We start from the raw sequence: 23161 nt of genomic DNA on the forward strand, positions 1-23161 counted from the left end.
ACCCCACGGAGATCCGACCGATGCGACCCGATATTGCCGTCTTGCCGCCGCGCTTCCTGCGCACCAAGGAAGCCGCGGATTTCCTCAGCCTGTCCGCCCGCACGCTCGAAAAGCACCGGACCTATGGCACTGGTCCTTCCTATCGCAAGCTCGGCGGCCGAGTCGTCTATGCCGTCGACGATCTTCAGGCCTGGGCCGAACGCGGCGCTGTCACCTCTACATCCGACCCGCGTGGATCGGTCCTGCCGGCCAAGCGTCACACCCCGGCGCCGCCGGCGCATAGCGGACGCTACGCACGCTGACCGCGCGCGGATTTCAAATGGTGGCGCGAAACCAATCCCTTTCGGAGCGCGGGCAACTCGACCTGTTCCGGGCGCTGCCAGGCGATTTCGCCCCTCGAGACGCGCAGGATCTCATGGCCTATCCGTTCTTCTCCCTTTCCAAGACCCATCGCACCACCCCGATCGATTTTGCCGCCGGCAACGTCTCGATCCGGGTCGAAGCCGTACCCGATCATGGCATGGCGACCATCTGGGACGCCGACATCCTGATCTGGGCCGCGAGCCAGATCGTCGAAGCGCGCGACGCCGGGCTTCGCACCTCGCGCCTGATGGCCGCCACGCCCTATGAGGTTCTCACCTTCGTTGGCCGCGGCAAGAGCCTGCGCGACTATCAGCGCCTGAAGGCGGCGCTTGACCGGCTGCAATCGACCACTGTCTCGACGACAATCCGTCAGCCCGCCGAAGGTCGGCGGCACCGCTTCTCATGGATCAATGAGTGGCAGGAGCGCATCGATCGCCATGGTAAACCCGCGGGGATCGAGTTGATCGTCCCCGACTGGTTCTACCAGGCAGTCCTCGATGACGCGCTGGTGCTGACGATCGATCGCGCCTATTTCGACCTGACTGGGGGGCTGGAGCGCTGGCTCTATAGGCTGGTGCGCAAGCATGGCGGACGCCAGCGCGACGGCTGGCGCTTCGACTTCCGTCACCTTCACCAGAAATCCGGCAGCCTGTCGCCCCACAAGCGCTTTGCCTTCGAGCTGCGTGACATCATCCGCCGCCAGCCGCTGCCCGGCTACACGCTCTTCCTCGAAGTGGAGATGGGCGGCCGGACGCTGCTCGCCTTCGAGCGGATCGCCTCCGGTGGAAGGCCTGTGGATAGCCTCGTGCTATCGGGAACCGGGCCTATCGTGCCATTGGGAACCGCAGGCTCGTGCTATCAGGAACCCAAACAGGGCCTAAGCCTTGGAAACCAAAGCCGAAATCGCGCCCTTAACTTAGAGTCTAACCCAGAGTCTAACTTTGAAGAGCGCGCGCGTGATGTGCAAAGGCTCATCCGACGAACCAGCGACGCACCCAGTATAGACACCGACAAGACCTCGAATGCACCATCGGTTTCTGACGGCAGCAGCACGGCAACCAGCGTCTCCGAAGCCCCGAATCCGCCTCTTGATCCGCGCTCGGGAGCCACCCGATGATCGCCGCCACGCACCACGCTCGCGACGAACTCGTCCATGTCGAACTGACCTGGGTGGAGAAGAGGCAAGAGAACTGGATACGGTTCGGCACGCACGCCCACGAACAGATCGTCGATCGTCGCCGGCGCATCCTGTCCTATCGTCCCGGCGCAGTCTTCGCGCTCGTTCGCTGGGCCGCGAACGATTTTGGAACGATCATCTCACGCATAGATATCGTGCGTGCGGTCAGACGTGACGAAGCCTATCAGACACTGCCCTTCGTGCGCCCCGGCGGCGACATCCTTCTGAAGGTCGAGACCTGGCCCAAGGTCGAACGCGTGCTGCAGGCGATCGACGCCGTCCAGCGCCTCGACATCGATCCTGAGTCGGTGTCGCCCGATCACTGGCGGCACATCCACAACCGGATAACCGCCGGTCAGGAGCCGCGCCCCTACACGCTGGACCAACATCGCGCCTTCCTGCTGCGCAAGAGGACCGAGCCGTGAGCCGCGCCGGGATCATCCTCGTTAGCGTTCTCGGGGCCGTGGTCGTCGGCTATCCCGGCCTCACGCCGTTGCCCACGAAGCTCATCTGGAATGCATCAGCTAGCGCGCCGATCGGCTTCTACACGATCGATTTCGGTGGACCTTTCGAGGTCACCGATCTTGTGGCCGTCGACGCGCCCGAGCCACTCGCGGCGTTCCTCGCTGATCGCGGTTATCTGCCGAGGGGCGTGCCACTCTTGAAGCGCATCCTTGGTGTTGCCGGGCAACGGGTCTGTCGCTCGAACCTCATCATCACTGTCGATGGCGTCGAGGTGGGCGTGGCGCTCGAGCGTGATCGGACCGGCCGTGACCTGCCTGTCTGGCAGGGCTGCCGCCGCATCCCGCCCGACGAAGTCTTCCTGATGAACCGGCAGGTCCGTGACAGCCTCGACGGCCGTTACTTCGGCCTCCTCTCCACCAGCCAGATCATCGGCCGCGCCGTCCCGCTGTGGACGGACGAGAACGGCGACGGCCGCTTCGAATGGCGCGCGCCAACGCGGTGAGCGCGCGACTTGGCGGCGCGCGTCGTGCCGTCAGCCATAATCACCGCACCACTCCAAACAGGAGCCTGACATGCAACAGATCGGAGAATTCACGCGCCAGAAGACCGGCTACAGCGGGCGCATCCACACGCTCATCCTCAACCTGGATATCGCCATTGTGGCGGCAGAGGCGAGCGAAACGGAGAATGCGCCTGACTATCGCGTTCACGCCGGAAACGAGGACGGCCCCGAGGTTGGAGCCGGTTGGAAACGCTCGAGCGAAAAGGCCGGAGACTATGTTTCGATCCAGCTCGACGACCCGACGTTCGCGCAGCCGATACGCGCGAACCTCTTTCGCAACGGCGACGACAAGACGTCCTGGTCGCTGCACTGGGCGCGACCACGCGACCGCAGCGAGAAGGATTGAACGATGCGCGCTCGCCGTCCGTCGACGAGCCATCGCGGTGCGCCCAGGCCGCTTCGTGCTGCCCGGCGCATGGCTTTGCTCCTCCTTTGCGGCCTGTCCGTCGCGACCATTATGCCGGTGGCGACAATGGCGCAGGACTTGGCCGTCGCGCGATCGTCGCAGCGCGATCCGTTCGGCGCTCACATCAGCGAAGCCTCGCACCGCTTCGGCGTTCCGACCGCGTGGATACGCGCCGTCATGCGCAACGAGAGTGCGGGCGACGCGCGCGCCGTCTCCAGCGCCGGCGCCCGCGGCTTGATGCAGATCATGCCCGGCACATGGGATGATCTACGCGCCCGCTGGTCGCTTGGCCGCGATCCGTTCGATCCTCGCGACAATATCCTGGCAGGAACGGCGTATCTGCGCGAACTGCACGATCGCTACGGTTCGCCGGGGTTTCTGGCCGCCTACAACGCGGGACCTGCACGCTACGAAGCCTACCTCACTGGGCGTCCGTTACCGGCCGAGACCCGCGCCTATGTCGCAGCCCTTGCTCCGCTTGTCGGAGGCCGCGCGACCACCCGCCCTTTCGCCGTCACGTCTGTCGAGGCAATTCCCTGGAAGCACGGCTCGCTCTTCGTAGGTCAGCCGGATCGCATACAAGCTGTCGCTCTCGTGCCGACCGAACGACCACCAAATGACGCGAGCTCTGCACCCACCGTGCGTGATGTCTCCGCCATCGTGCCGCTGTCCGAAGGCCTCTTCGTGTCGCGAGCCGGCGAAGGGATCCAGCCATGAGCGCGCATGGGTGTTTTCGCGCAACCGCAAGCTCCAGCGCACCGTGGCGTGGACGGAGGCGCAAGGTGGGCAGAACAACCGGAAGATGGCAAGATAAAAGGCCGCGAGGTGCGGCGTCGATCGGTTGTGTTGTTTCAATAGGTTATGCAGGATTTGCGCGAGGTGCGAGGTTTTGGTGCACCTCGCCCGAGCGCTGGTTTGCCTGTGATTTCCGTGCCTTGGCACGATGTGCGGATCTCTTTAGATGACTGGCGAGGACGAACTTCGAATCCGGCCTGGCCGTATCCGCTCATCTGGCGCCCAGCGCGCCAGGCCCTTCATCGCGCAGGCACTTGCCGCCGCCCAGAAGGCCGGCGCCCGTATCTCTCGCTCGGGCCAAATCAGTCCTGGCAATCGCTCGACCTTCGGGCGTGGCCGCTCGGCGAGCGTGCGCGCCAATCGTCTCCTGTCCGGCCGCTCTCGAACCGTGATCATCAAGACACGGCTGGTGCGTCATCACGCGCGCGGAGCACCGCTTGCCGCCCATCTCACCTATCTGCGCCGCGAGGGCGTCACCCGTGATGGGGAGAAGGCAGGGCTGTTCGGGCCGCAGGCCGATGAGGTGGATGGCGGTGCTTTCGCCGCACGGTGCGCTGATGATCGGCACCACTTCCGCTTCATGGTCTCGCCGGAAGATGCCGTCGACATGGCGGACCTCAAATCCTTCGCCCGCGATCTGATGCGCCAGATGGAAAAAGATCTCGGCACGAAGCTCGATTGGGCCGGCGTCGATCACTGGAACACCGACAACCCGCACCTTCACATCATCCTGCGCGGCCGCACTGATGACGGGCAGGATCTCGTGATCTCCCGCGATTACATCAAGGAGGGGATGCGGGCCCGCGCGGCCGATCTCGTTACCCAGGAGCTCGGCCCGCGCACCGATCTCGACATCCGTCGCAATCTGCAGCGCCAGGTCGAAGCCGAACGCTGGACCCAGCTTGACCGACAGCTTGTTCGCGACGGCCGCGACGCCGGCATCATCGACCTTGCCAGCGCCGCGAACGCCCAGCCCGACGAGTATCACGTGCTGAAGGTCGGGCGGATGCGCAAGCTCGAAACCCTTGGCCTTGCCGAACAGGTCGGCCCGGGCCAATGGATGATCGACGACAAGGCCGAGACGACGCTGCGCGAGCTCGGCGAACGCGGCGACATCATCAAGCGAATGCACCGCGCCTTGTCGGAACAGGGCATCGAGCGCGGCACGGCGAATTATGTGCTGGCAGCGGAGCACCTCGACACGCCGATCGTCGGTCGGCTGGTCGATCGCGGTCTCGATGATGAGCTGAAGGGCAGCGCCTACGCCGTGGTCGATGGCACCGACGGCCGCACACATCACATCAAGCTGTCCGATCTTGACGCAGCCGGCGACAGTGCTCCGGGTTCGATCGTCGAGCTGCGCAAGTTTCATGACGCGCAGGGACGTGGGCGCGCAGCACTCGCTGTCCGTTCCGATCTCGATATTGAGCGGCAGGTTACAGCCGCCGGCGCAACCTGGCTTGACCGCCAGAATATTGCCCGCGAACCGATTGCGCTGTCAGAAGGCGGTTTCGGCGCCGAGGTGCGGCAGGCGATGCATCGCCGTGCCGAACGTCTCGTCGAACAGGGCCTCGGCGAGCGGCATGGCCAACGCACAACCTTCACCCGCAACCTGATCGACACGCTGCGTCGCCGCGAGTTGGAGGCGCTCGGCGAAAAGCTCTCGGCCGACACCGGCCAGCCCTTCAACCGCGCCCGCAGCGGCGAGTACGTCACCGGTTCCTACCGGCAACGCTTCACGCTCGCCTCCGGCCGCTTCGCCATGATCGATGACGGCCTCGGGTTCCAACTGGTGCCCTGGACGCCGTCCCTGGAAAAGCACCTTGGCCGCCACGTCTCTGGCGTGGCTCGCGATGAAGGCGGCATCGACTGGAGCTTCGGCCGCAACCGTGGGCTCGGCATCTAACCTCATGTTGAAGAAAGGACTGCTTCTATGTCCGCCACCAAGATTCTCTGGGGCCAGGTCTTCGCCGTCCTGGCGATCGTGCTGATCACGACCTGGGGCGCCACGGAATGGGTGGCCTGGCGCCTGGCATTCCAGCCCGAGCTCGGCAGGCCATTGTTCCATGTCCTGGGCTTTCCGATTTACCTTCCGCCGTCCTTCTTCTGGTGGTGGTATGGCTTTGATGCCTACGCGCCGTCGATCTTCGTGGAGGGTGCCTTTATTGCGGCTTCCGGTGGTTTCGCCTGCGTCGCCGTCGCCATAGGCATGTCGGTCTGGCGGGCTCGCGAGGCCAAGAAGGTCGAGACCTACGGCTCCGCCCGCTGGGCCGATAAGCAGGAGGTCAAGGCAACTGGCCTTCTCGGCTCCGATGGCGTAGTGCTTGGTCGATATGACGGCGCCTATCTGCGCCACGACGGACCGGAGCACGTGCTGTGCTTTGCGCCGACGCGTTCGGGCAAGGGTGTCGGCCTCGTCGTCCCGTCGCTGCTGACCTGGCCGAGCTCAGCCGTCGTGCATGACATCAAGGGCGAGAACTGGCAGCTCACCGCGGGCTTCCGCGCCAGGCATGGCCGGGTCCTGCTGTTCGATCCGACCAATCCGAAATCCTCCTCCTACAACCCGCTGCTCGAGGTGCGCCGCGGCGAATGGGAAGTCCGCGACGTGCAAAACATCGCCGACATCCTGGTCGATCCCGAAGGCTCCCTCGAGAGGCGAAACCATTGGGAGAAAACCAGCCATGCACTGCTGGTCGGTGCGATCCTGCATGTCCTCTATGCCGAGCACGACAAGACGCTTGCCGGCGTTGCCGGTTTCCTCTCCGATCCAAGGCGTCCGATCGAATCGACGCTGTCGGCGATGATGAAAACGGCGCATCTGGGTGAGGGCGGTCCGCACCCGGTCATCGCCAGCGCCGCGCGGGAGCTCTTGAACAAGTCCGACAACGAGCGCTCCGGCGTGCTCTCCACCGCCATGTCGTTCCTTGGCCTCTATCGCGATCCTGTCGTGGCCGAGGTCACCCGCCGCTGCGACTGGCGCATCACCGACCTTGTCGACGACAAGCGTCCGACGACGCTCTACCTCGTCGTGCCGCCGTCCGACATCAACCGGACCAAGCCGCTCATTCGCCTGATCCTCAATCAGATCGGTCGCCGCTTGACCGAAGATCTGCAGGTGAGGGCGCAAGGGCACCGGCTGCTCCTGATGCTCGACGAGTTCCCGGCGCTTGGCCGGCTCGATTTCTTCGAGTCGGCGCTCGCCTTCATGGCCGGCTACGGCCTGAAAAGCTTCCTGATCGCTCAATCGCTCAATCAAATCGAGAGGGCGTACGGCGCCAACAACTCGATCCTCGACAATTGCCATGTCCGGGTAAGCTTTGCCACCAATGACGAGCGCACCGCCAAGCGGGTGTCCGATGCGCTCGGAACAGCGACCGAGATGAGGGCCATGAGGAACTATGCCGGCCACCGACTGTCGCCGTGGCTCGGTCATCTCATGGTCTCCCGCTCCGAGACGGCTCGCCCGCTGCTCACGCCGGGTGAAGTGATGCAACTGCCGGCCACCGACGAGATTGTCATGGTCTCGGGCGCGCCGCCGATCCGCGCCAAAAAGGCGCGCTATCACGAGGATACCCGCTTCCGCGAGCGTATCCTGCCGCCGCCAGTGCTGACGGCAGCGGCGGAGGAGGGGAGGCCCGACGACTGGACGAGATTGCCTCTGCCTTCCCGTCCGCAGATTGAAGCCACGTCAGCGCTGTCGGCCACAGATGACGACACAACTGAATCCGAACGTCGTCGGCAACCCGAGCTCAGTCGCGTCGAACAGGTCGTGAAGCCTTCGACGGAGAACGAGTTCGAGATCGATCGCCTCGACGACGTCGAGGACGAGGTTGCTCGCAATCGTCGACTGACACGCCTCATCATGCAAGGCATTGCGCGGCAGGCGTCGCTCGATCCCGGCGACGGTGTGGATATGTGAGGCTCCGATGGCAAAGGCACCACGCAAACAACGCCTGTCCGTCTATCTCGATCCCAAGGCGATGAGCAGGCTGGTCGAACATGCAGCGCGACGGGATCTTTCACGGTCGCTCGTCGCGGAAGCCGCCATCGAGTCGTTCCTCTCACCCGATGCCGCCGAACGACAGGAGGCGGCGATCACCAAGCGGCTCGATCAACTCGATCGCCGTACGGCACGCCAGGAACGCGATGTCGGAATTGCCGTGGAGACACTCGCCGTTTTCGTCCGCTTCTGGCTGGCGACAACGCCGGCCTTGCCCGAGCCCGCGGCGCAGGCCGCCCACGCCAAGGCTGGCGAGCGCTATGATGCCTTTGTCACGGCGCTCGGCCGGCGCTTGGCGAAAGGTCCAAAGCTTCGACAGGAAATCTCCGAGGACATCGATGGCGGCCTGGACACACTCCAGCCCGGCAGGCCCGTGGGCTAAATGGACGGGCGGACTGAGATTTTTACAAGATTGATTTGTCAAAATATATCAAAGTGTTGCAATGACGTGTTGTTGTCATAGATCACGCTTTGCCGACCTGTCGAGTTTGGCACAAGCCGCAGGGTGGGGTCGCTTTGCACGGGAACCACCTTCAGTCATCGCTACGGCAACAGCGGGACGCATCTGGCGCGAAATCCGCAATTTGAGATCCGTGATTGCATGAAGGACCACGCCTTCAAGAGCTTCTATGATCCCTTGGAAAAAACAGCCGTTTTCACCCGAATGACCTATTTTCGGTGGCTGAGCAGTGTCAGGATTTATCGTTGAAAAATATAGTCTGTATGCTATAAGGCACGGGAGAATGAAGAACCAAAAGTCCGCAGTATGGATGGGGTCGTCGAAGGCCGACCTGCGCGAGTTTCCGCTCGATGTTCGCCGGTTGATGGGTGTCGCAATCAACGACGCCCAGAATGGTGAGGAGCACCCGGCTGTCAAAGCCCTGAAAGGGTTTGGGGGCCGCAGCATCCTCGAGGTGGTCGACGACTTCGACGGAGGTACCTACCGGGCCGTCTATGCGGTGCGCTTTGCCGGGGTGATCTACGTGCTTCATTGCTTCCAGAAGAAGTCGAAGAAGGGCAGGGAGACACCCAAGCACGAAATGGATCTCGTGACAGTGCGATTGAAGGCGGCCGAGGCGCACTACCGCGAAAATTATGGGAAAGGAACAAAGTCATGACAGAAGACATCACCGCCGAAGTGAGCAGCGGCAACGTGTTTGCGGACCTCGGCTTTGACAATCCCGAAGAGGAATTGCTCAAGGCCAAGCTTGCCCGCGAGATCCGCGCCATTATCAAGCGCCGGCGCCTGACCCAGGCGAAGTCGGCTGAACTGCTCGGAATGAAACAGCCCGACGTCTCCGCGATCGTCACCGGGCGCACGGGCAAGTTTTCAATAGACAGGCTGGTGCGCTGTCTGGACCGGCTCGACTATAAGGTCGACGTGGTGGTTCGCCACAAGCCTCGACGGTCAACTCGTGCTGAAGCCGCTTGATCAGACGGCTTTGCGCGATGGTGTCGGCTCTCTAGGCCATTACCTAAAGCAGAACAAATAATCGTCGCCTGGCGCCGTTTACGGTACCGGTTGAGGTGTCGCTATTTCCCCGAAACAATCCTTGAATCTGGCTTAGGGGTCACCATCTATCGCTTCATCATCCAGTTTCGGGGATGGGTGTGGGTGCGACTCCCACCACTTGGCTCGTTGTGGTTGCCTTTCTTCTGATCGTAGCGATTTTCGCTATTACCAACGGAAAGGAATAACCCGATGAAAAGAACAACGGCACGTAAAGTCCAAGCATATTCAACACTGAAACGTTTAGCGTCCGGCCTGATTAAAGCTATCCTGGCAATCGCTACGACCACAGTGGTGGATACAGTAACTCACCTCATCCATGCGAAAGGCGCTCCCGGAAACGGTTGAGCGCCTTTTTTGTGGTTTGACAGATCCACCAGATACAATCCGGATGTCCTCCCCTAGCGCGTCGAGCATGGCGAGATAGGGACCGGACAACCAATGGACCGGCCGGCCTCGCTTATAATGCTGAGTACTCGGCTTTTGGGAGAGGGGATTTTTCTGCCGCTCGGCTACATAGGTCTGCATTCCAATGGGCTCGCCAAGTGAAGTTGGCGCGGAGTTCTCTAACGGCGAGCGCGCTTTCCTCAAGATCGTCAGCCTTGATTGCCGGGCGGCACCGCCAATCTCCTGTATTTGCACGCTACGCCACTACGCCTCGATATAGGTGTTGAAACCACTCGAGATGCGGCTCTCTTAATCATCCCCGTCCAGGGGCCGCCCATGTTCCCCGGATCGAAACGGGGACAGGATGGCAGCTTCGCCTCACAATTCAGAAGGTCTGGCGCGCGGCGCACGCATGTTGCGCACAGCGCTCGGGCCTGCGATCGCGCGCTATCTCGACGACGCGGGCATCGTCGAAGTGATGCTCAACCCCGATGGACGTCTGTGGATCGATCGGTTGTCCGAGGGGTTGTCCGACACCGGAGAGCGCCTGTCGGCGGCGGACGGCGAGCGCATCGTTCGCCTCGTTGCTCATCATGTCGGTGCCGAAGTCCATGCCGGCGCCCCACGCGTCTCGGCCGAGCTGCCCGAGACAGGGGAGCGGTTCGAGGGGCTTCTTCCTCCCGTCGTCGCAGCGCCTGCCTTCGCGATCCGCAAGCCTGCCGTCGCCATCTTCACCCTTGAAGACTATGTCGCGGCCGGGATCATGTCGGCGCAGCAGGCGGACGCGCTGCGCCAGGGCGTTGCCAGTCGCGCGAACATTCTCGTTGCAGGCGGCACATCCACGGGCAAGACCACGCTGATCAACGCGCTGCTGGCCGAGGTGGCCAAAACCGCGGATCGCGTCGTCATCATCGAGGATACGCGCGAACTGCAATGCGCCGCGCGAAATCTCGTGGCGATGCGAACGAAAGACGGCGTCGCCTCGCTCTCCGATCTCGTTCGTTCATCGCTGCGCCTGCGCCCCGACCGCATTCCGGTCGGCGAGGTGCGCGGAGCCGAGGCGCTCGAACTGCTCAAGGCCTGGGGCACCGGCCACCCCGGCGGCCTCTGCACCATCCACGCCGGCAGCGCCATTGGCGCGCTGCGCCGGTTGGAACAGCTCATCCAGGAAGCCGTCGTTACGGTTCCACGCGCGCTGATCGCCGAAACGATCGACCTGGTTGCCGTCCTTTCCGGCCGCGGCTCCGCGCGCCGGCTGTCCGAACTCGCTCGTGTCGATGGCCTTCGCCCGGACGGCGATTACCGGGTCGCGCCAACCGTCCTCGAGGGCGACGACCGCCCGACCTTGCCCATCCAAAGCCCTGAAGGAGAAAATCCGTGATCCAACGCCTGCGCCTCGCGCGCCATCGTCTCGCGATGACAGTTTCGTTCCCCACGCTCATTCTCGTGATGGCCGCGCCGGCTTTTGCCTCCGGCTCGTCGATGCCGTGGGAACAGCCGCTGCAACAGATCCTCCAGTCGATCGAGGGGCCGGTCGCCAAGATCATGGCGGTGATCATCATCATCGTCACCGGCCTGACACTCGCCTTCGGCGACACCTCTGGCGGATTCCGGCGGCTCATCCAGATCGTGTTCGGCCTGTCCATCGCTTTCGCGGCGTCAAGCTTCTTCCTGTCGTTCTTCTCGTTCGGCGGCGGGGCGCTGGTCTGATGGCGGGTTCGGTCGAACAGAGCGGGTCAATGCCGGACTACGCAGTGCCGGGTTATGCGGTCCTCGTGCACCGGGCGCTGACCGAGCCGATCCTGCTCGGCGGCGCCCCGCGCGCCATTGCGATCATGAACGGGACGCTCGCCGGCGCCGTGGGGCTGGGGCTGCGTCTGTGGCTCGTCGGCCTCGCCATCTGGGCGATCGGCCATTTTGCCGCCGTCTGGGCCGCCAAGCGCGATCCGCTTTTCGCCGACGTCGTTCGCCGGCACCTGCGCATCCCCGCGCATCTCACGGTCTGAGCGAGGTCGCGCCGATGATGAATCTTGCCGAATATCGCAATCGCAGCAGCCGGCTCGCCGACTTCCTGCCCTGGGTGGCATTGGTCGGCGCCGGTGTCGTCCTCAACAAGGACGGCAGTTTCCAGCGGACCGCGCGCTTTCGTGGTCCCGATCTCGACAGCGCCGTTCCGGCCGAACTGGTCGCCGTCGCCGGCCGGCTCAACAATGCCTTCCGCCGTCTCGGCTCCGGCTGGGCGATCTTCGTCGAGGCGCAGCGCCATGCCTCGACCCGCTATCCCGACAGCCACTTTCCGGATGCGGCCTCCACGCTGGTCGATGCGGAACGAAAGGCGGGCTTCGAGGAGGCCGGCGCGCATTTCGAGTCCAGCTACTTCCTGACGTTCACCTATCTTGCGCCCGCCGAAGACACCGCGCGAGCGGAAAGCTGGCTCTACGAAGGCCGCGAGAAGAAGGGCCTCGACCCCAACGCGGTGCTGACCGGGTTCACTGACCGCAGCGACCGCGTCCTGCGCCTTGTCGAAGCGTTCATGCCGGAGTCCCGCTGGCTCGATGACGCCGAGACACTGACTTACCTGCATGGCTGCGTCTCGACCAATCGTCACCGTGTCCGCGTTCCCGAAACGCCGATGTATCTCGACGCCATGCTGGCCGACCAGCCGCTGACCGGCGGGCTCGAGCCGCGGCTTGGCGCGTCGCACCTGCGCATTCTCACGGTCACGGGTTTCCCGACCGCGACCACGCCGGGTCTGCTCGACGAACTGAACCGGCTGGCGTTTCCGTATCGCTGGTCGACACGCGCGATCCTGCTCGACAAGACCGATGCGACCAGGCTGCTGACAAGGATCCGGCGTCAATGGTTCGCCAAGCGCAAATCGGTCGCGGCGATCCTCAAGGAGGTGATGACCAACGAGGCGTCCGTCCTCGTGGACACCGACGCCGCAAACAAGGCCGCCGACGCCGACATGGCGCTGCAGGAACTCGGCGCCGACCACGCCGGCATGGCCTATGTCACCGCGACGGTGACGGTGTGGGACGAGGATCCCGGGATCGCCGACGAAAAACTGCGCCGGGTCGAGAAAGTGATCCAGGGCCGCGATTTCACGGCAATGATCGAAACCATCAACGCCGTCGACGCCTGGCTCGGCAGCCTGCCAGGTCACGTTTACGCCAATGTCCGTCAACCTCCCATCTCCACGTTAAATCTCGCCCACATCATTCCGCTTTCCGCGGTGTGGGCGGGGCCGGAACGGGACGAGCATTTTGCAGCGCCCCCTCTGCTCTTCGGCAAGACCGAAGGCTCGACCCCGTTCCGGCTTTCGCTTCACGTCGGCGACGTCGGCCATACGCTGATCGTCGGCCCGACTGGCGCGGGTAAGTCCGTGCTTTTGGCACTGATGGCGCTGCAGTTCCGCCGCTATGCAGGCTCAAAGGTTTTCGCCTTCGATTTCGGCGGCTCGATCCGCGCGGCGGCACTCGCCATGGGTGGCGACTGGCACGATCTCGGTGGCGATCTCAGCGATGGGGCGATCAACAGCGTCAGCCTTCAGCCGTTCGCCCGTGTTCATCATGTCCCCGAGCGCGCCTGGGCCGCCGACTGGATCGTGGCGATCCTGACGCGCGAGAATGTGACGATCACCCCTGAGGTCAAGGAGCATATCTGGACGGCGTTGACCTCCCTGGCGTCCGCGCCTGTCGAGGAGCGCACCATCACCGGTTTGGTTGTGCTGCTACAATCAAACGATCTCAAGCAGGCATTGCGCCCCTATTGCCTCGGGGGTCCCTACGGCCGGTTGCTCGATGCCGAGCGCGAGCATCTCGGATCGGCGTCGGTCCAGGCATTCGAAACCGAAGGGCTGATCGGAACGGGTGCGGCGCCCGCGGTCCTGTCCTATCTCTTCCATCGCATCGAAGACCGGCTCGATGGCTCGCCGACCCTCCTCATCATCGACGAAGGCTGGCTTGCGCTGGACGATGAGGGCTTTGCCGGCCAGCTCCGCGAATGGCTGAAGACGCTGCGCAAGAAGAACGCCAGCGTCATCTTCGCCACGCAATCGCTCAGCGACATCGATGGCTCGGCGATCGCGCCCGCGATTATCGAGAGCTGCCAGACCCGGCTTCTCCTGCCGAACGAGCGCGCCATCGAGCCGCAGATCACTGCGATCTATCGCCGCTTCGGCCTCAACGACCGGCAGATCGAGATCATCGCCCGGGCGATGCCGAAGCGCGACTATTACTGCCAGTCCCGTCGTGGCAACCGGCTGTTCGAGCTCGGTTTGTCCGATGTGGCAATCGCGCTTTGCGCTGTATCCGCAAAGGCCGACCAGGCCACGATCGCCCGCATCGCCGCCGAGCATGGCCGCGAGGGGTTCCTCGCAGCCTGGCTCAACCACCGTGGCGTCGCCTGGGCCGCTGAACTCGTTCCCGCCCTAACCAGCCCCGCCCTCACCACCAAGGAGAAATCCCCATGAAACTGCGTCGTTCACTTGGCATGCGGTTCGCCGCCGCCCTCCTTGCCGCGCCCATCGCCCTCGCGCCCATGCTGGCGCCGCCGGCGCACGCCTTCATCGTATTCGATCCTACGAACTATACGCAAAATGTCCTGACGGCGGCGCGCTCGCTCGAGCAGATCACCAATCAGATCACCTCGCTTCAGAACGAAGCCCAGATGCTGATCAATCAGGCACGCAATCTCGCGACCCTGCCGTTCTCCTCACTGCAACAGCTCCAACAGTCGGTGCAGCGGACGCAGCAATTGCTCGGTCAAGCGCAGAACATTGCCTATGACGTCCAGCAGATCGATCAGGCGTTCCAGCAGAAATACGGCAACGTCTCGCTGTCGGCTTCAGATCAGCAACTCGTCACTGAGGCGCGCTCGCGCTGGGGCAACACGGTTGGCGGCCTTCAGGATGCCATGCGTGTGCAGGCGGGCGTCGTCGGCAACATCGACACCAATCGCAGTGAGATGTCGGCGCTGGTCGGCCAGAGCCAGGGTGCGACCGGCGCGCTTCAGGCAACGCAGGCCGGCAACCAGCTACTCGCGCTCCAAGTGCAGCAGCTCGCCGATCTCACCGCGGTCGTCGCCGCAAACGGTCGGGCCCAGGCGTTGCAATCGGCCGAGCAGGCGACCGCCGCCGAGCAGGGCAGGGAGCAGCGCCGCCGCTTCCTGACGCAGGGCTCGGGCTACCAGCCCGGCAATGCGCAGATGTTCCAAGGCAAGAACTGAGGCCGGCGCGATGGATGGCAAGATCCTCGCGCGCATCGGCGCGGTCGCATTCATCGCGGTCGCTTTGACAGTGACCGCGCTCGAGATGAGCAGCAAGGACGATGAGCCTGACGCCCCGGCGATGCGGGCCCGTTCCATCGCGTCACAAGACCCGCTCGCTTCCGAATTGCGCCGCTGTTCCGGGATCGGCGAGGCCGGCCCTCGCGATCCCGGTTGCCTGAAAGCGTGGGCAGAAAACCGGCGGCGGTTCCTCGGTCAACATGGCCCGGCAACCGCGCCTGCTCCGGTAGCGCCGACAACGCTGTTTCCGAATGTGCCGGCATCGGCCGACCGGAAAAAGGGGCAGGGGACGGATGTGAGCGCTCCCGCGATGCAGGTCGAGCCGTCTCGGCCGGAGGCCCGCTGACATGGGCGGCATGGGCGTCATCGACCATTTCCTCGAAGTCTTCACGCGCTACATTGACAGCGGCTTCGGCCTGCTCGGCGGCGAGGTCGGCTTCATCGCCACGACCCTGATCGTTATTGACGTGACGTTGGCCGCGCTCTTCTGGTCCTGGGGTGCGGACGACGACGTCATGGCGCGCCTCGTCAAGAAGACCCTGTTCGTCGGCGTTTTTGCCTATCTCATCTCCAACTGGAACAACCTCGCCCGCATCGTCTTCGAAAGCTTCGCCGGGCTTGGCCTGAAGGCCTCGGGTACGGGCTTTACCGTCAACGATCTCATGCGCCCGGGTAAGGTGGCTCAGACCGGGCTCGACGCCGGACGGCCGTTGCTAGACTCGATCTCGAACCTCATGGGCTATTGGTCCTTCTTCGAGAATTTCATCCAGATCGCCTGCATGTTCTTCGCCTGGGCACTGGTGCTGCTGGCCTTCTTCATCCTCGCGATCCAGCTCTTCGTCACGCTGATCGAGTTCAAGCTGACGACGCTCGCCGGTTTCGTGCTGATCCCCTTCGGTCTGTTCGGCAAATCGGCCTTCATGGCCGAGCGCGTGCTTGGCAACGTCATCTCGTCCGGCATCAAGGTGCTGGTGCTCGCCGTCATCATCGGCATCGGCTCGACCCTCTTTTCCGAGTTCACCGCAGGCTTCAGCGGCAAAACGCCGACGATCGACGATGCCATGGCGATCGTGCTGGCCGCGCTGTCGCTGCTCGGCCTTGGCATCTTTGGACCGGGCATTGCCAACGGTCTCGTCTCCGGCGGCCCGCAGCTCGGCGCGGGCGCGGCTGTCGGCACCGGGCTCGCTGCCGGCGGCATGGGAGCAGTGGGCGCCGCGGCCGCCGGCACCCTCATGTCCGGCGGCGCGGCTGTCAGCGGTGGGGCTGCGGCGGCGGCCCGTGGCGGTGCCGCCACCGCGGGCAGGGCATCCACAGCCTACAATCTCGGCGCGGCCGGAGACTCTGGCTTTTCCGGCGTCGCATCCGGGCTCGGCGGTGTCATCAGCGCCGGCGCCCAAGGTGCCATCTCCCCGCTCAAGCGCGCGGCCAACAATGCGGCAGGCAGCATGAAGCAGAGCTACCAGTCCGGCGCTCGCGCAGCCTTCGAGACGACGGGCGGATCATCCACCGCTGGCACAGTCGGCGCGAACGCCGCCGAAGCCGGCTCCGCCCCCGCCGCGTCCTCCGCCACCGACAGTCAGCCTGCCTGGGCGAAGCGCATGAAGCGCTCGCAACAGATGACCCACGGCGTCCAGGCCGCCGCCCACGCCGTTCGCAGTGGTGACAGCCATGGCGGCGGCTCCTCGATCAACCTCTCTGAAAGAGACTAAGCATGTTCAAACGACCGTCCACGCACTACGGCAAATCCCCACAACCCGAGACGCCCTACCAGCGCGCTGCCCAGGTCTGGGACGATCGCATCGGTTCCGCTCGCGTGCAGGCGCGCAACTGGCGTTACATGGCCTTCGGTTGCCTGGCGCTCGCCGCCGGGTTCTCCGCCGCACTCGTCTGGCAATCCGCCAACGGCTCGATCGTGCCCTGGGTGGTGCAGGTCGATCGTCTCGGCCAGGCGCAGGCTGTCGCCCCTGCGGTCGGCGACTATCAGCCGAACGATCCGCAGATCGCCTTCTACCTGGCGCACTTCATCGAACAGGTGAGGTCGATCCCCGCCGATCCGGTCATCGTGCGGCAGAACTGGCTGCGCGCCTATGACTTCGCGACGCAGGGCGGGGCGCTGGCGCTCAACGACTATGCGCGCGCCAATGACCCGTTCACCAAGGTCGGCAAACAACAGGTCGCGGTCGATGTGTCGTCGGTCATTCGCGCATCGCCGGCGAGCTTCCGCATCGCCTGGGTCGAACGCCGCTATCAGGATGGCTCGCTCGCTTCCACGGAGCGCTGGTCTGCGATCCTCACCATTGTCGTGCAGCCCCCGCGCGACGCTGACACGCTCAGAAAGAACCCGCTCGGCATCTACATCAACGCCATCAATTGGTCGAAGGAGCTTGGACAATGACGCCCGCACTCTTCAAGGCCGCCCACCGGGGGTGTCCAACTTTCCTCATCCACGCAGTGCCGGCTTTCCGCAAGATAGCCTTTCCAGCGCTTCTGCTTTGCACTTCGGCGCTTGCAGGCTGTGCCACCAGGCAGAAGCCGCCGGAGATTTCCTACGACGATCCGGTCGCGGCGGTGCAGGCCGTCGATCCGCCCCCGCCCGTCAAGGTGGTCGAGTTGTCAAAGCCGCTACCGCTTCCAGGCCAGTTGAAGCCGGTCGGCAAGGACGCAAAGCCGCGGCCGGAACCGACCGATCCGGCCGCGCGCGTGAACCTGGCCAACGCCGCAGCCCGCGTGGAGCCTGTGCGCAACGGCTTCATCAACTCGATGCAGGTCTATCCGTTCGTCGATGGCGCGCTCTATCAGGTCTATGCCTCGCCAGGGCAGATCAGCGACATCGCACTCCAGCCCGGCGAGCAGCTCGTCGGCTCGGGTCCCGTCGCCGCCGGCGACACCGTGCGCTGGATCATCGGCGATACCGAGAGCGGAACGGGCGGGGCCAAGCAAGTCCACATCCTCGTCAAGCCGACGCGCGCCGACCTTCTCACCAATCTCGTCATCAATACCGATCGGCGCACCTATCACATGGAACTGCGCTCGACGCCGTCGACCTATATGGCGTCGGTTTCCTGGCAGTACCCGCAGGACCAGCTCATTGCCTTGCGCCGTCAGAATCAGGAGGCCGAAGCTGCACAGCCCGTCTCGACGGGCATTGATCTCTCTCGCGTCAATTTCCGCTACGACGTGACGGGCGATCGCGTACCCTGGCGGCCATTGCGCGCCTTCGATGATGGCAAGCAGGTGTTCATCGAGTTCCCGCGAGGCATCGGCCAGGGCGAGATGCCGCCACTCTTCGTGGTCGGGCCAGAAGGCGACACCTCCGAGCTGGTCAACTATCGCGTGCGCGGCAATTACATGATCGTCGACCGGCTTTTTGCCGCCGCCGAGTTGCGCTTCGGCGCCGGCAAGAACCAGAAGCGCGTCAGCGTCTCCCGCACCGATGGGGTGAAGAGCAGTCGATTTTCATGGATGCGTGGCCCTGCTGAGACCGCGCCAGCGACGTACCTCCGAACAGACAGGGGAGGGTCGTCATCATGAGCGACAAAATGGGTCCCGGGAAGGAAGAAGGCCGGGGGCCGGCGAATGACGCCGGGCCGGAGGCATCCGCTGGCGATGACACGCGATCGTTGACAGGTGAGCCGGCCGCGGCCATGCGGCTGCGCGCCGAGCCGCCGCGCGTGACGCGTCTGTCGCGCAAGGCGCTGGCCGGTTTGGGGCTCGCGGCAAGCCTCGCTGTCGGCGGTGCGTTGCTCTATGCGCTGCAGAACCGTCAGCAAGGCCAGGGGCAGGAGCTGTATTCAACCGATAATCGTTCGACCCCGGACGGGCTCGCGGGCCTGCCAAAAGATTATACGGGCGTTCCAAAGCTTGGCCCACCGCTTCCCGGCGATCTCGGCCGCCCGATCCTCAACGCGCAAAATGGCGGCCCCGTGCCATCGGCCGGCCTCGTTGGACCGGATCCGGAGGTACAGCGCCGGGAGCAAGAGCTGGAAGCGGCGAGGACCGCGCGTCTGTTCGCGTCCACGCAAACACGGCCCGCCAGTGACGCGACTGTCACTCGAGCCACGACAGACGCCATGCCCCAGACCGATCTCGCCAGCCTTGGCCTCGCTCCTCAGCCAGCGGCGGCCTCGGCGCAGGACCGGCAGCGCGCGTTCCTTGATCAGCCGCCGGACAAGCGTACCGTCTCCCCTGACCGCGTCGCGCCGCCGGCAGCGAAGAATGTCCTGCAGGCGGGCGCGGTCATCGCAGCCGCCCTCATCACCGGCATTCGTTCCGATCTGCCGGGTCAGATTACCGCGCAGGTGACGGAGAATGTCTATGACAGCCCCACCGGCCACATCCTTCTCATCCCGCAGGGCGCGCGCCTCATCGGCCAGTATGACAATGGCGTCGGCTTCGGCCAGCGTCGCGTGTTGCTGGTGTGGACCAGGCTGATTTTTCCGAACGGCCGCTCCATCGTTCTGGAGCGTGAGCCTAGCGCGGACGCCGAGGGCTATGCTGGCCTCGAGGACGGCGTCGACTATCACTGGGGCGAGTTGTTCAAGGCTGCCGCACTTTCCACGGTTCTGAGCATCGGCGCGCAGGCAGGCTCATCGGGCCAGGAGAGCGACATCATGCGCGCTTTGCGCCAAGGTGCTTCCGACAGCATCAGCCAGACAGGCCAGCAGATCGTCCAGCGGCAGCTCAACATAGCGCCGACGCTCACCATCCGACCGGGATTCCCGGTGCGCGTCATCGTCACGCGCGATCTCGTGCTTGAACCTTACGGAGGTTGAAAATGGCCAAGCTGAAACTGGGTCCGATCGCCGACGACAAACCTGTCAAGGTGATGGTTGAGCTACCCGCGGCACTGCACCGTGACCTGACCGCCTATGCCGAGATACTCGGCCGCGACGCAGGGCAACGGCCCGCCGATGCGCCGCGCCTCATCGTTGCGATGTTGGAAAGGTTCATGGCGACGGATCGGGGCTTTGCCAGGGCAAAGCGTTCGGACGGCGGTTAGAGGCCGGACCACTGAGGCGACCGGGTCAGGCGCGCCGCACAGTCATGGCGTGGCTTCAGAAATCGCACGGCGGCGTTCCGTACTTCCTGCATTGACGGGGGTAGGCCCGGGTCGCGTTGCAGTCACCATGTTTCTTGCGGTCCCAACAAATCGCAAAAGCGCGCGCTTTGGGTTCGATTCCAGCCACACTGCCTTGATCGAACTGATACTGCTCTGGCCACTGATCGGTTTCCACACCGTGGCGTCGATGGATACTGTCCTGGCAAAGCCTTCGCCCGCAAGAGTGACACCTTGACCGAGTTGCACCTTGAGGATGACCGTTGCTTCGCTGGCGCGACATGTCTGGAAAGTGGGGCCACCATTCGCGGCGATATGCTCCAGCAAACACAGATCCTGCGGCGATCCGCTTGAAACCAGCAGGCACGTATCTGCAAGATCTGCCCACGTGACCGCAGGGCTTTCAGCAAGCGGATGGTAACAGGGCAGGAGAACGAACAAGCGCTCGTGCGCAAATATCTCGCTACGGCATGAAGCGGCGTTCTCAAGCCCATGGGTGAAGACGATGTCAAGGCGCCGGCGGCGTATAGCCGACAGGCACTGTTCGACTGGAACGTCTTCGATCGCGACGCACACGTCCGGATGCAAACGGCCGAAACGATCGATGAGACGTGCCACGAACGTGCGCCCCATCTGGCCGCATAACCCTATCCTGACCGTTTTGGCATCCTGGTGGCCGCGACCACTTCCGGCCAGGGCATCGCGCAAGCCTTCGTAATGAGCTCGGACGAGATCGACCCAGTCCCGACCCGCCTCGGTCAGCCGAACGCCATGGACGTCGCGGTCAAACAATTGCATGTCCAGCAATTGCTCGAGAGCAACGATGTTGCGGCTGACACAGGATTCCCTCACTCTGAGAACTCTTGCAGCCTGCCTGAGGCTGCCATGGTCGACGGCTGCGAAGACATGGTCCAAACGGCGGAGCGTGTTGTTGACCTGTCCCAAGGCTTGAGCGCCTATTCCGGCGCGGCGGCGCGGCTCACCGGCAGGGTCGAATACAAGCTGGTTTCGTAGACGTACTCGTGCGGAATGGCCGGAGTGGCCATCTGGGACAGGTACCGGTTCAGGTTTTCCTCGCTGTTGCTCGCAGCGAGGCTACAGAAATTTCCGCTGTTCCACGTCAGGGCACAGTGCCTGAAATGCGCGCGTATCGCGTCAGCCATCTGCGCCAAAGTCACCTCGTTGTCGAACATCGTATCCAGAACGAGGGTTTGCTTCTTCTCGATTTCGTCCGGAGGAAAATAGCGCGCCTTGAAGCCGAAATCCTTCTGGTATTCGCGACGCCGGTAATCCGGCTCCTCGGCAGCCCGGAACTTCTCGACGAAGACGAAGATTCCGTCCTGCTTGAGGTGCTGGGTCACGAACTCGATCTGGCTTGCTCTGTTGGGCGAGTACATCTGAAAGGTCGTATCTTCCAGAATAATATCGAAGCCGTGGGCGAAATTTGCCAGTCGCGGATCCGAGCCCAGGACGTCCTTGGTCAACCTGTGGAAGGGGCCAATGAAGAAGTCGGCGTGCGGTGGTTCGCCATAGGCCATGAAGCTTGTGTAATTCTCCGCGTTTGGGCTGCACGACAGCGTGCGTATCTGTCCCTCGGACAGTTCGGAGAGCGTTCTGGCCATCGTGCCTTCCGCTGTTCCAAGGCTGTATAGCGAAAGCGGAGCGTCACGGTGCCGTGCATATTTCAGCACTGCGTAGGCCATCCGGCACTCTTCCTCCAGTCTGTAGGGAATGCTGCCGTGGTAGTGCTGGTCGAAAAAACCTTGTCGTGCCGCATGCAGGCTGACCAGGCCGCGCAGCAGTTCATCGCTCGGCAGAAGGCGGGCGTCGGCGACGGGCTTGCGGATTGGCATCCCGCTCTTTCCGGCCGCGGTCGCGGCGAAAAAGCCAGCGAGTCCATTGATCCGTGGGCCATGGTCGCACTCAGCCAGAAAGTCGTCGAGTCCACGCATCGCAGTATGCCTCCAGCACCGTTCCATTGGTGAGATGCCGATACGTCGATGTGGGAAATTCCACTAAGATAAGTGGGGTCTAATATTTCGCCGGGCTCAAGTATTGGCTGAGCCAACTGGTAGGCCTGCCGGATACAGACGGCTTTCACTCGATTGTCATTTTTTTGCTAAAGTCACATCTTCTACCAATCCAGAGTTATTTGCGTGTTGTTCAGCAACCAATGGTTCGCCACATCACGCAACGACTGGCCACTCGCCAGTAAGGAGACTGTGGATACGTGAATACTCTTGCCCTCGACCCGACCGAGAACCGCCGTTCACGCCACCAATCGCTTGCCCACAAGTATGAGAATTGGGGGAGCGTGCGGGCGGACGTGGTCAAAAGAACCGGGCTCGAGCGCCAGGAGACAAGGATCCTCCAGCCGAACCATGTGTTCTTGATGAACCTGAAGGGCACGGCGTGCCGCGGAGAGGACATTGTGGACGGGCGCCGGATTGCCTTTTTGCCGCGCCGCGCCGGTTCGATAATCTTCATGCCCGCCGGCAGTGATTGGAATGGGTGGGACGAGGGGGACGCGACCGCTTCCTACCTCCTGGTCTCGATTGAAAAAGGGTTCGCCGACGACGTGTTTGCGGGAATGGCTCGCAATCCCGCGACAGTGCTGCCGCCTTCGATCGGATTTCGGGACACCACTGTAGAGTTGGCCTTGCAGAGGATTGTCCTGGAGCTCAAGCAGCCTGACCCCATCAGCGCAACGATGGTGGAGTGCCAGGCCACGCAATTGCTCGGTCAAATGTTCAGGTTGAACGGCGTCCATCAGGAACCGGCAAAAGGCGGCTTGTCATCGTTCGATCTGAAGCGAGCGGTGGGCATGATCGAGGCCTTGTCGGGCGGCAGACCTACGCTCGCCGATCTGGCAAAAGAGGTTGGGGTCAGCCGGTTCCATTTCTGGAGGGCCTTCAAGCAGTCGACAGGCATGACACCGCACGCATTCATTGCGCAGCGCCGATTGGAGCACTCCGCGGATATGCTGCGAACGACCAATTTGTCGGCGACGGAGATCGCGATGGAATGTGGTTTCGGCAGTTCGAGCCATTTCACGACCGCCTTTAAGCGAGCCTTCGGCGCGGCCCCAACGGAATTTCGCCGGCAATGCAGAATCTAGGCCGCCGCTTGTCGGTTCTCAGCAAGTATCGGA

The 23161-nt window shown here is 63.5% G+C and carries 26 protein-coding genes; 24 read left to right on the forward strand and 2 right to left on the reverse strand.

The genetic code is table 11. The annotated features are described in order from the left end of the window. The first annotated feature begins 20 nt into the window (after positions 1-20). The 23 genes from AC0L3E_RS23675 to AC0L3E_RS23785 all read left to right on the forward strand — a co-directional run bounded on the left by AC0L3E_RS23675 (position 21) and on the right by AC0L3E_RS23785 (position 19953). The gene (locus tag AC0L3E_RS23675; RefSeq protein WP_473605742.1) at positions 21-302 is read left to right on the forward strand and encodes a helix-turn-helix transcriptional regulator; all 282 of its coding nucleotides are present in this window, start codon (positions 21-23) and stop codon (positions 300-302) included. A 17-nt stretch (positions 303-319) separates the two neighbouring features. Further along, complete coding sequence (locus AC0L3E_RS23680; RefSeq protein ID WP_473605743.1) at positions 320-1480, forward strand: replication initiator protein A; 1161 nt, start codon at positions 320-322, stop codon at positions 1478-1480. Beyond that, on the forward strand, positions 1477-1965 hold the full coding sequence (locus tag AC0L3E_RS23685; protein WP_473605744.1) for a DUF2840 domain-containing protein: 489 nt from the start codon (positions 1477-1479) through the stop codon (positions 1963-1965). Before AC0L3E_RS23680 ends, AC0L3E_RS23685 begins: the two co-directional genes overlap by 4 nt. Continuing rightward, on the forward strand, positions 1962-2507 hold the full coding sequence (locus AC0L3E_RS23690; protein WP_473605745.1) for a S26 family signal peptidase: 546 nt from the start codon (positions 1962-1964) through the stop codon (positions 2505-2507). The genes AC0L3E_RS23685 and AC0L3E_RS23690 overlap by 4 nt, the downstream gene beginning before the upstream one ends. Before the next feature lie 70 nt (positions 2508-2577). After that, positions 2578-2913 (forward strand): DUF736 domain-containing protein, encoded by a 336-nt coding sequence (locus AC0L3E_RS23695; RefSeq protein ID WP_473605746.1) that lies wholly within the window; start codon positions 2578-2580, stop codon positions 2911-2913. Between the two features lie 3 nt (positions 2914-2916). Beyond that, a complete protein-coding gene (locus AC0L3E_RS23700; protein ID WP_473605747.1) occupies positions 2917-3690 on the forward strand; it encodes a lytic transglycosylase domain-containing protein in 774 nt (257 codons plus the stop codon). 244 nt (positions 3691-3934) lie between these two features. Next, the gene (locus tag AC0L3E_RS23705) at positions 3935-5674 is read left to right on the forward strand and encodes a relaxase/mobilization nuclease domain-containing protein (protein WP_473605748.1); all 1740 of its coding nucleotides are present in this window, start codon (positions 3935-3937) and stop codon (positions 5672-5674) included. Positions 5675-5701: 27 nt separating this feature from the next. Then, on the forward strand, positions 5702-7687 hold the full coding sequence (locus AC0L3E_RS23710; RefSeq protein WP_473605749.1) for a conjugal transfer protein TraG: 1986 nt from the start codon (positions 5702-5704) through the stop codon (positions 7685-7687). A gap of 7 nt (positions 7688-7694) precedes the next feature. Beyond that, complete coding sequence (locus AC0L3E_RS23715) at positions 7695-8150, forward strand: CopG family transcriptional regulator (RefSeq protein ID WP_473605750.1); 456 nt, start codon at positions 7695-7697, stop codon at positions 8148-8150. Positions 8151-8538: 388 nt separating this feature from the next. Further along, positions 8539-8886, forward strand: a complete 348-nt coding sequence (locus AC0L3E_RS23720) for a type II toxin-antitoxin system RelE/ParE family toxin (protein ID WP_473605844.1) — start codon at positions 8539-8541, stop codon at positions 8884-8886. Next, entirely contained in the window at positions 8883-9200 is a 318-nt protein-coding gene (locus AC0L3E_RS23725) for a helix-turn-helix domain-containing protein (protein ID WP_023707464.1), read from the forward strand. The genes AC0L3E_RS23720 and AC0L3E_RS23725 overlap by 4 nt, the downstream gene beginning before the upstream one ends. Before the next feature lie 270 nt (positions 9201-9470). Continuing rightward, positions 9471-9626, forward strand: a complete 156-nt coding sequence (locus AC0L3E_RS23730; RefSeq protein ID WP_473605751.1) for a hypothetical protein — start codon at positions 9471-9473, stop codon at positions 9624-9626. A 403-nt stretch (positions 9627-10029) separates the two neighbouring features. Then, positions 10030-11046, forward strand: a complete 1017-nt coding sequence (gene trbB / locus AC0L3E_RS23735) for a P-type conjugative transfer ATPase TrbB (RefSeq protein WP_473605752.1) — start codon at positions 10030-10032, stop codon at positions 11044-11046. Positions 11047-11081: 35 nt separating this feature from the next. Further along, positions 11082-11375: a TrbC/VirB2 family type IV secretion system protein gene (locus tag AC0L3E_RS23740; RefSeq protein WP_473605846.1), complete on the forward strand. Its 294-nt coding sequence runs from the start codon at positions 11082-11084 to the stop codon at positions 11373-11375. After that, positions 11375-11671: a VirB3 family type IV secretion system protein gene (locus AC0L3E_RS23745; RefSeq protein ID WP_473605753.1), complete on the forward strand. Its 297-nt coding sequence runs from the start codon at positions 11375-11377 to the stop codon at positions 11669-11671. Before AC0L3E_RS23740 ends, AC0L3E_RS23745 begins: the two co-directional genes overlap by 1 nt. A 14-nt stretch (positions 11672-11685) precedes the next feature. Further along, positions 11686-14139 (forward strand): conjugal transfer protein TrbE, encoded by a 2454-nt coding sequence (gene trbE / locus AC0L3E_RS23750; RefSeq protein WP_473605754.1) that lies wholly within the window; start codon positions 11686-11688, stop codon positions 14137-14139. Continuing rightward, complete coding sequence (trbJ, locus tag AC0L3E_RS23755) at positions 14136-14894, forward strand: P-type conjugative transfer protein TrbJ (RefSeq protein WP_473605755.1); 759 nt, start codon at positions 14136-14138, stop codon at positions 14892-14894. The genes trbE and trbJ overlap by 4 nt, the downstream gene beginning before the upstream one ends. Before the next feature lie 10 nt (positions 14895-14904). Further along, on the forward strand, positions 14905-15300 hold the full coding sequence (gene trbK-alt / locus AC0L3E_RS23760) for a putative entry exclusion protein TrbK-alt (protein WP_473605756.1): 396 nt from the start codon (positions 14905-14907) through the stop codon (positions 15298-15300). Between the two features lies 1 nt (position 15301). Next, a complete protein-coding gene (trbL, locus tag AC0L3E_RS23765) occupies positions 15302-16663 on the forward strand; it encodes a P-type conjugative transfer protein TrbL (RefSeq protein ID WP_473605757.1) in 1362 nt (453 codons plus the stop codon). A 2-nt stretch (positions 16664-16665) separates the two neighbouring features. Further along, positions 16666-17349 (forward strand): conjugal transfer protein TrbF, encoded by a 684-nt coding sequence (gene trbF / locus AC0L3E_RS23770; protein ID WP_473605758.1) that lies wholly within the window; start codon positions 16666-16668, stop codon positions 17347-17349. Further along, positions 17346-18485 carry a P-type conjugative transfer protein TrbG gene (gene trbG / locus AC0L3E_RS23775; protein ID WP_473605759.1) on the forward strand — a complete coding sequence of 380 codons (1140 nt, stop codon included), beginning with the start codon at positions 17346-17348 and terminating at the stop codon, positions 18483-18485. Before trbF ends, trbG begins: the two co-directional genes overlap by 4 nt. Continuing rightward, complete coding sequence (locus tag AC0L3E_RS23780) at positions 18482-19726, forward strand: TraB/TrbI/VirB10 family type IV secretion system protein (protein ID WP_473605760.1); 1245 nt, start codon at positions 18482-18484, stop codon at positions 19724-19726. The genes trbG and AC0L3E_RS23780 overlap by 4 nt, the downstream gene beginning before the upstream one ends. A 2-nt stretch (positions 19727-19728) precedes the next feature. Next, positions 19729-19953 (forward strand): DUF2274 domain-containing protein, encoded by a 225-nt coding sequence (locus AC0L3E_RS23785; protein ID WP_473605761.1) that lies wholly within the window; start codon positions 19729-19731, stop codon positions 19951-19953. 42 nt (positions 19954-19995) lie between these two features. Here AC0L3E_RS23785 and AC0L3E_RS23790 read toward each other — a convergent pair whose 3' ends face one another. Beyond that, complete coding sequence (locus tag AC0L3E_RS23790; protein WP_473605762.1) at positions 19996-20955, reverse strand: LysR family transcriptional regulator; 960 nt, start codon at positions 20953-20955, stop codon at positions 19996-19998. Between the two features lie 11 nt (positions 20956-20966). After that, positions 20967-21962 (reverse strand): class I SAM-dependent methyltransferase, encoded by a 996-nt coding sequence (locus AC0L3E_RS23795; RefSeq protein ID WP_473605763.1) that lies wholly within the window; start codon positions 21960-21962, stop codon positions 20967-20969. 278 nt (positions 21963-22240) lie between these two features. Between AC0L3E_RS23795 and AC0L3E_RS23800 the strand changes: the two genes are divergently transcribed. Further along, a complete protein-coding gene (locus tag AC0L3E_RS23800; protein WP_473605764.1) occupies positions 22241-23128 on the forward strand; it encodes a helix-turn-helix transcriptional regulator in 888 nt (295 codons plus the stop codon). Positions 23129-23161 lie beyond the last annotated feature (33 nt).

Source organism: Mesorhizobium sp. WSM4822, from assembly GCF_055811155.1.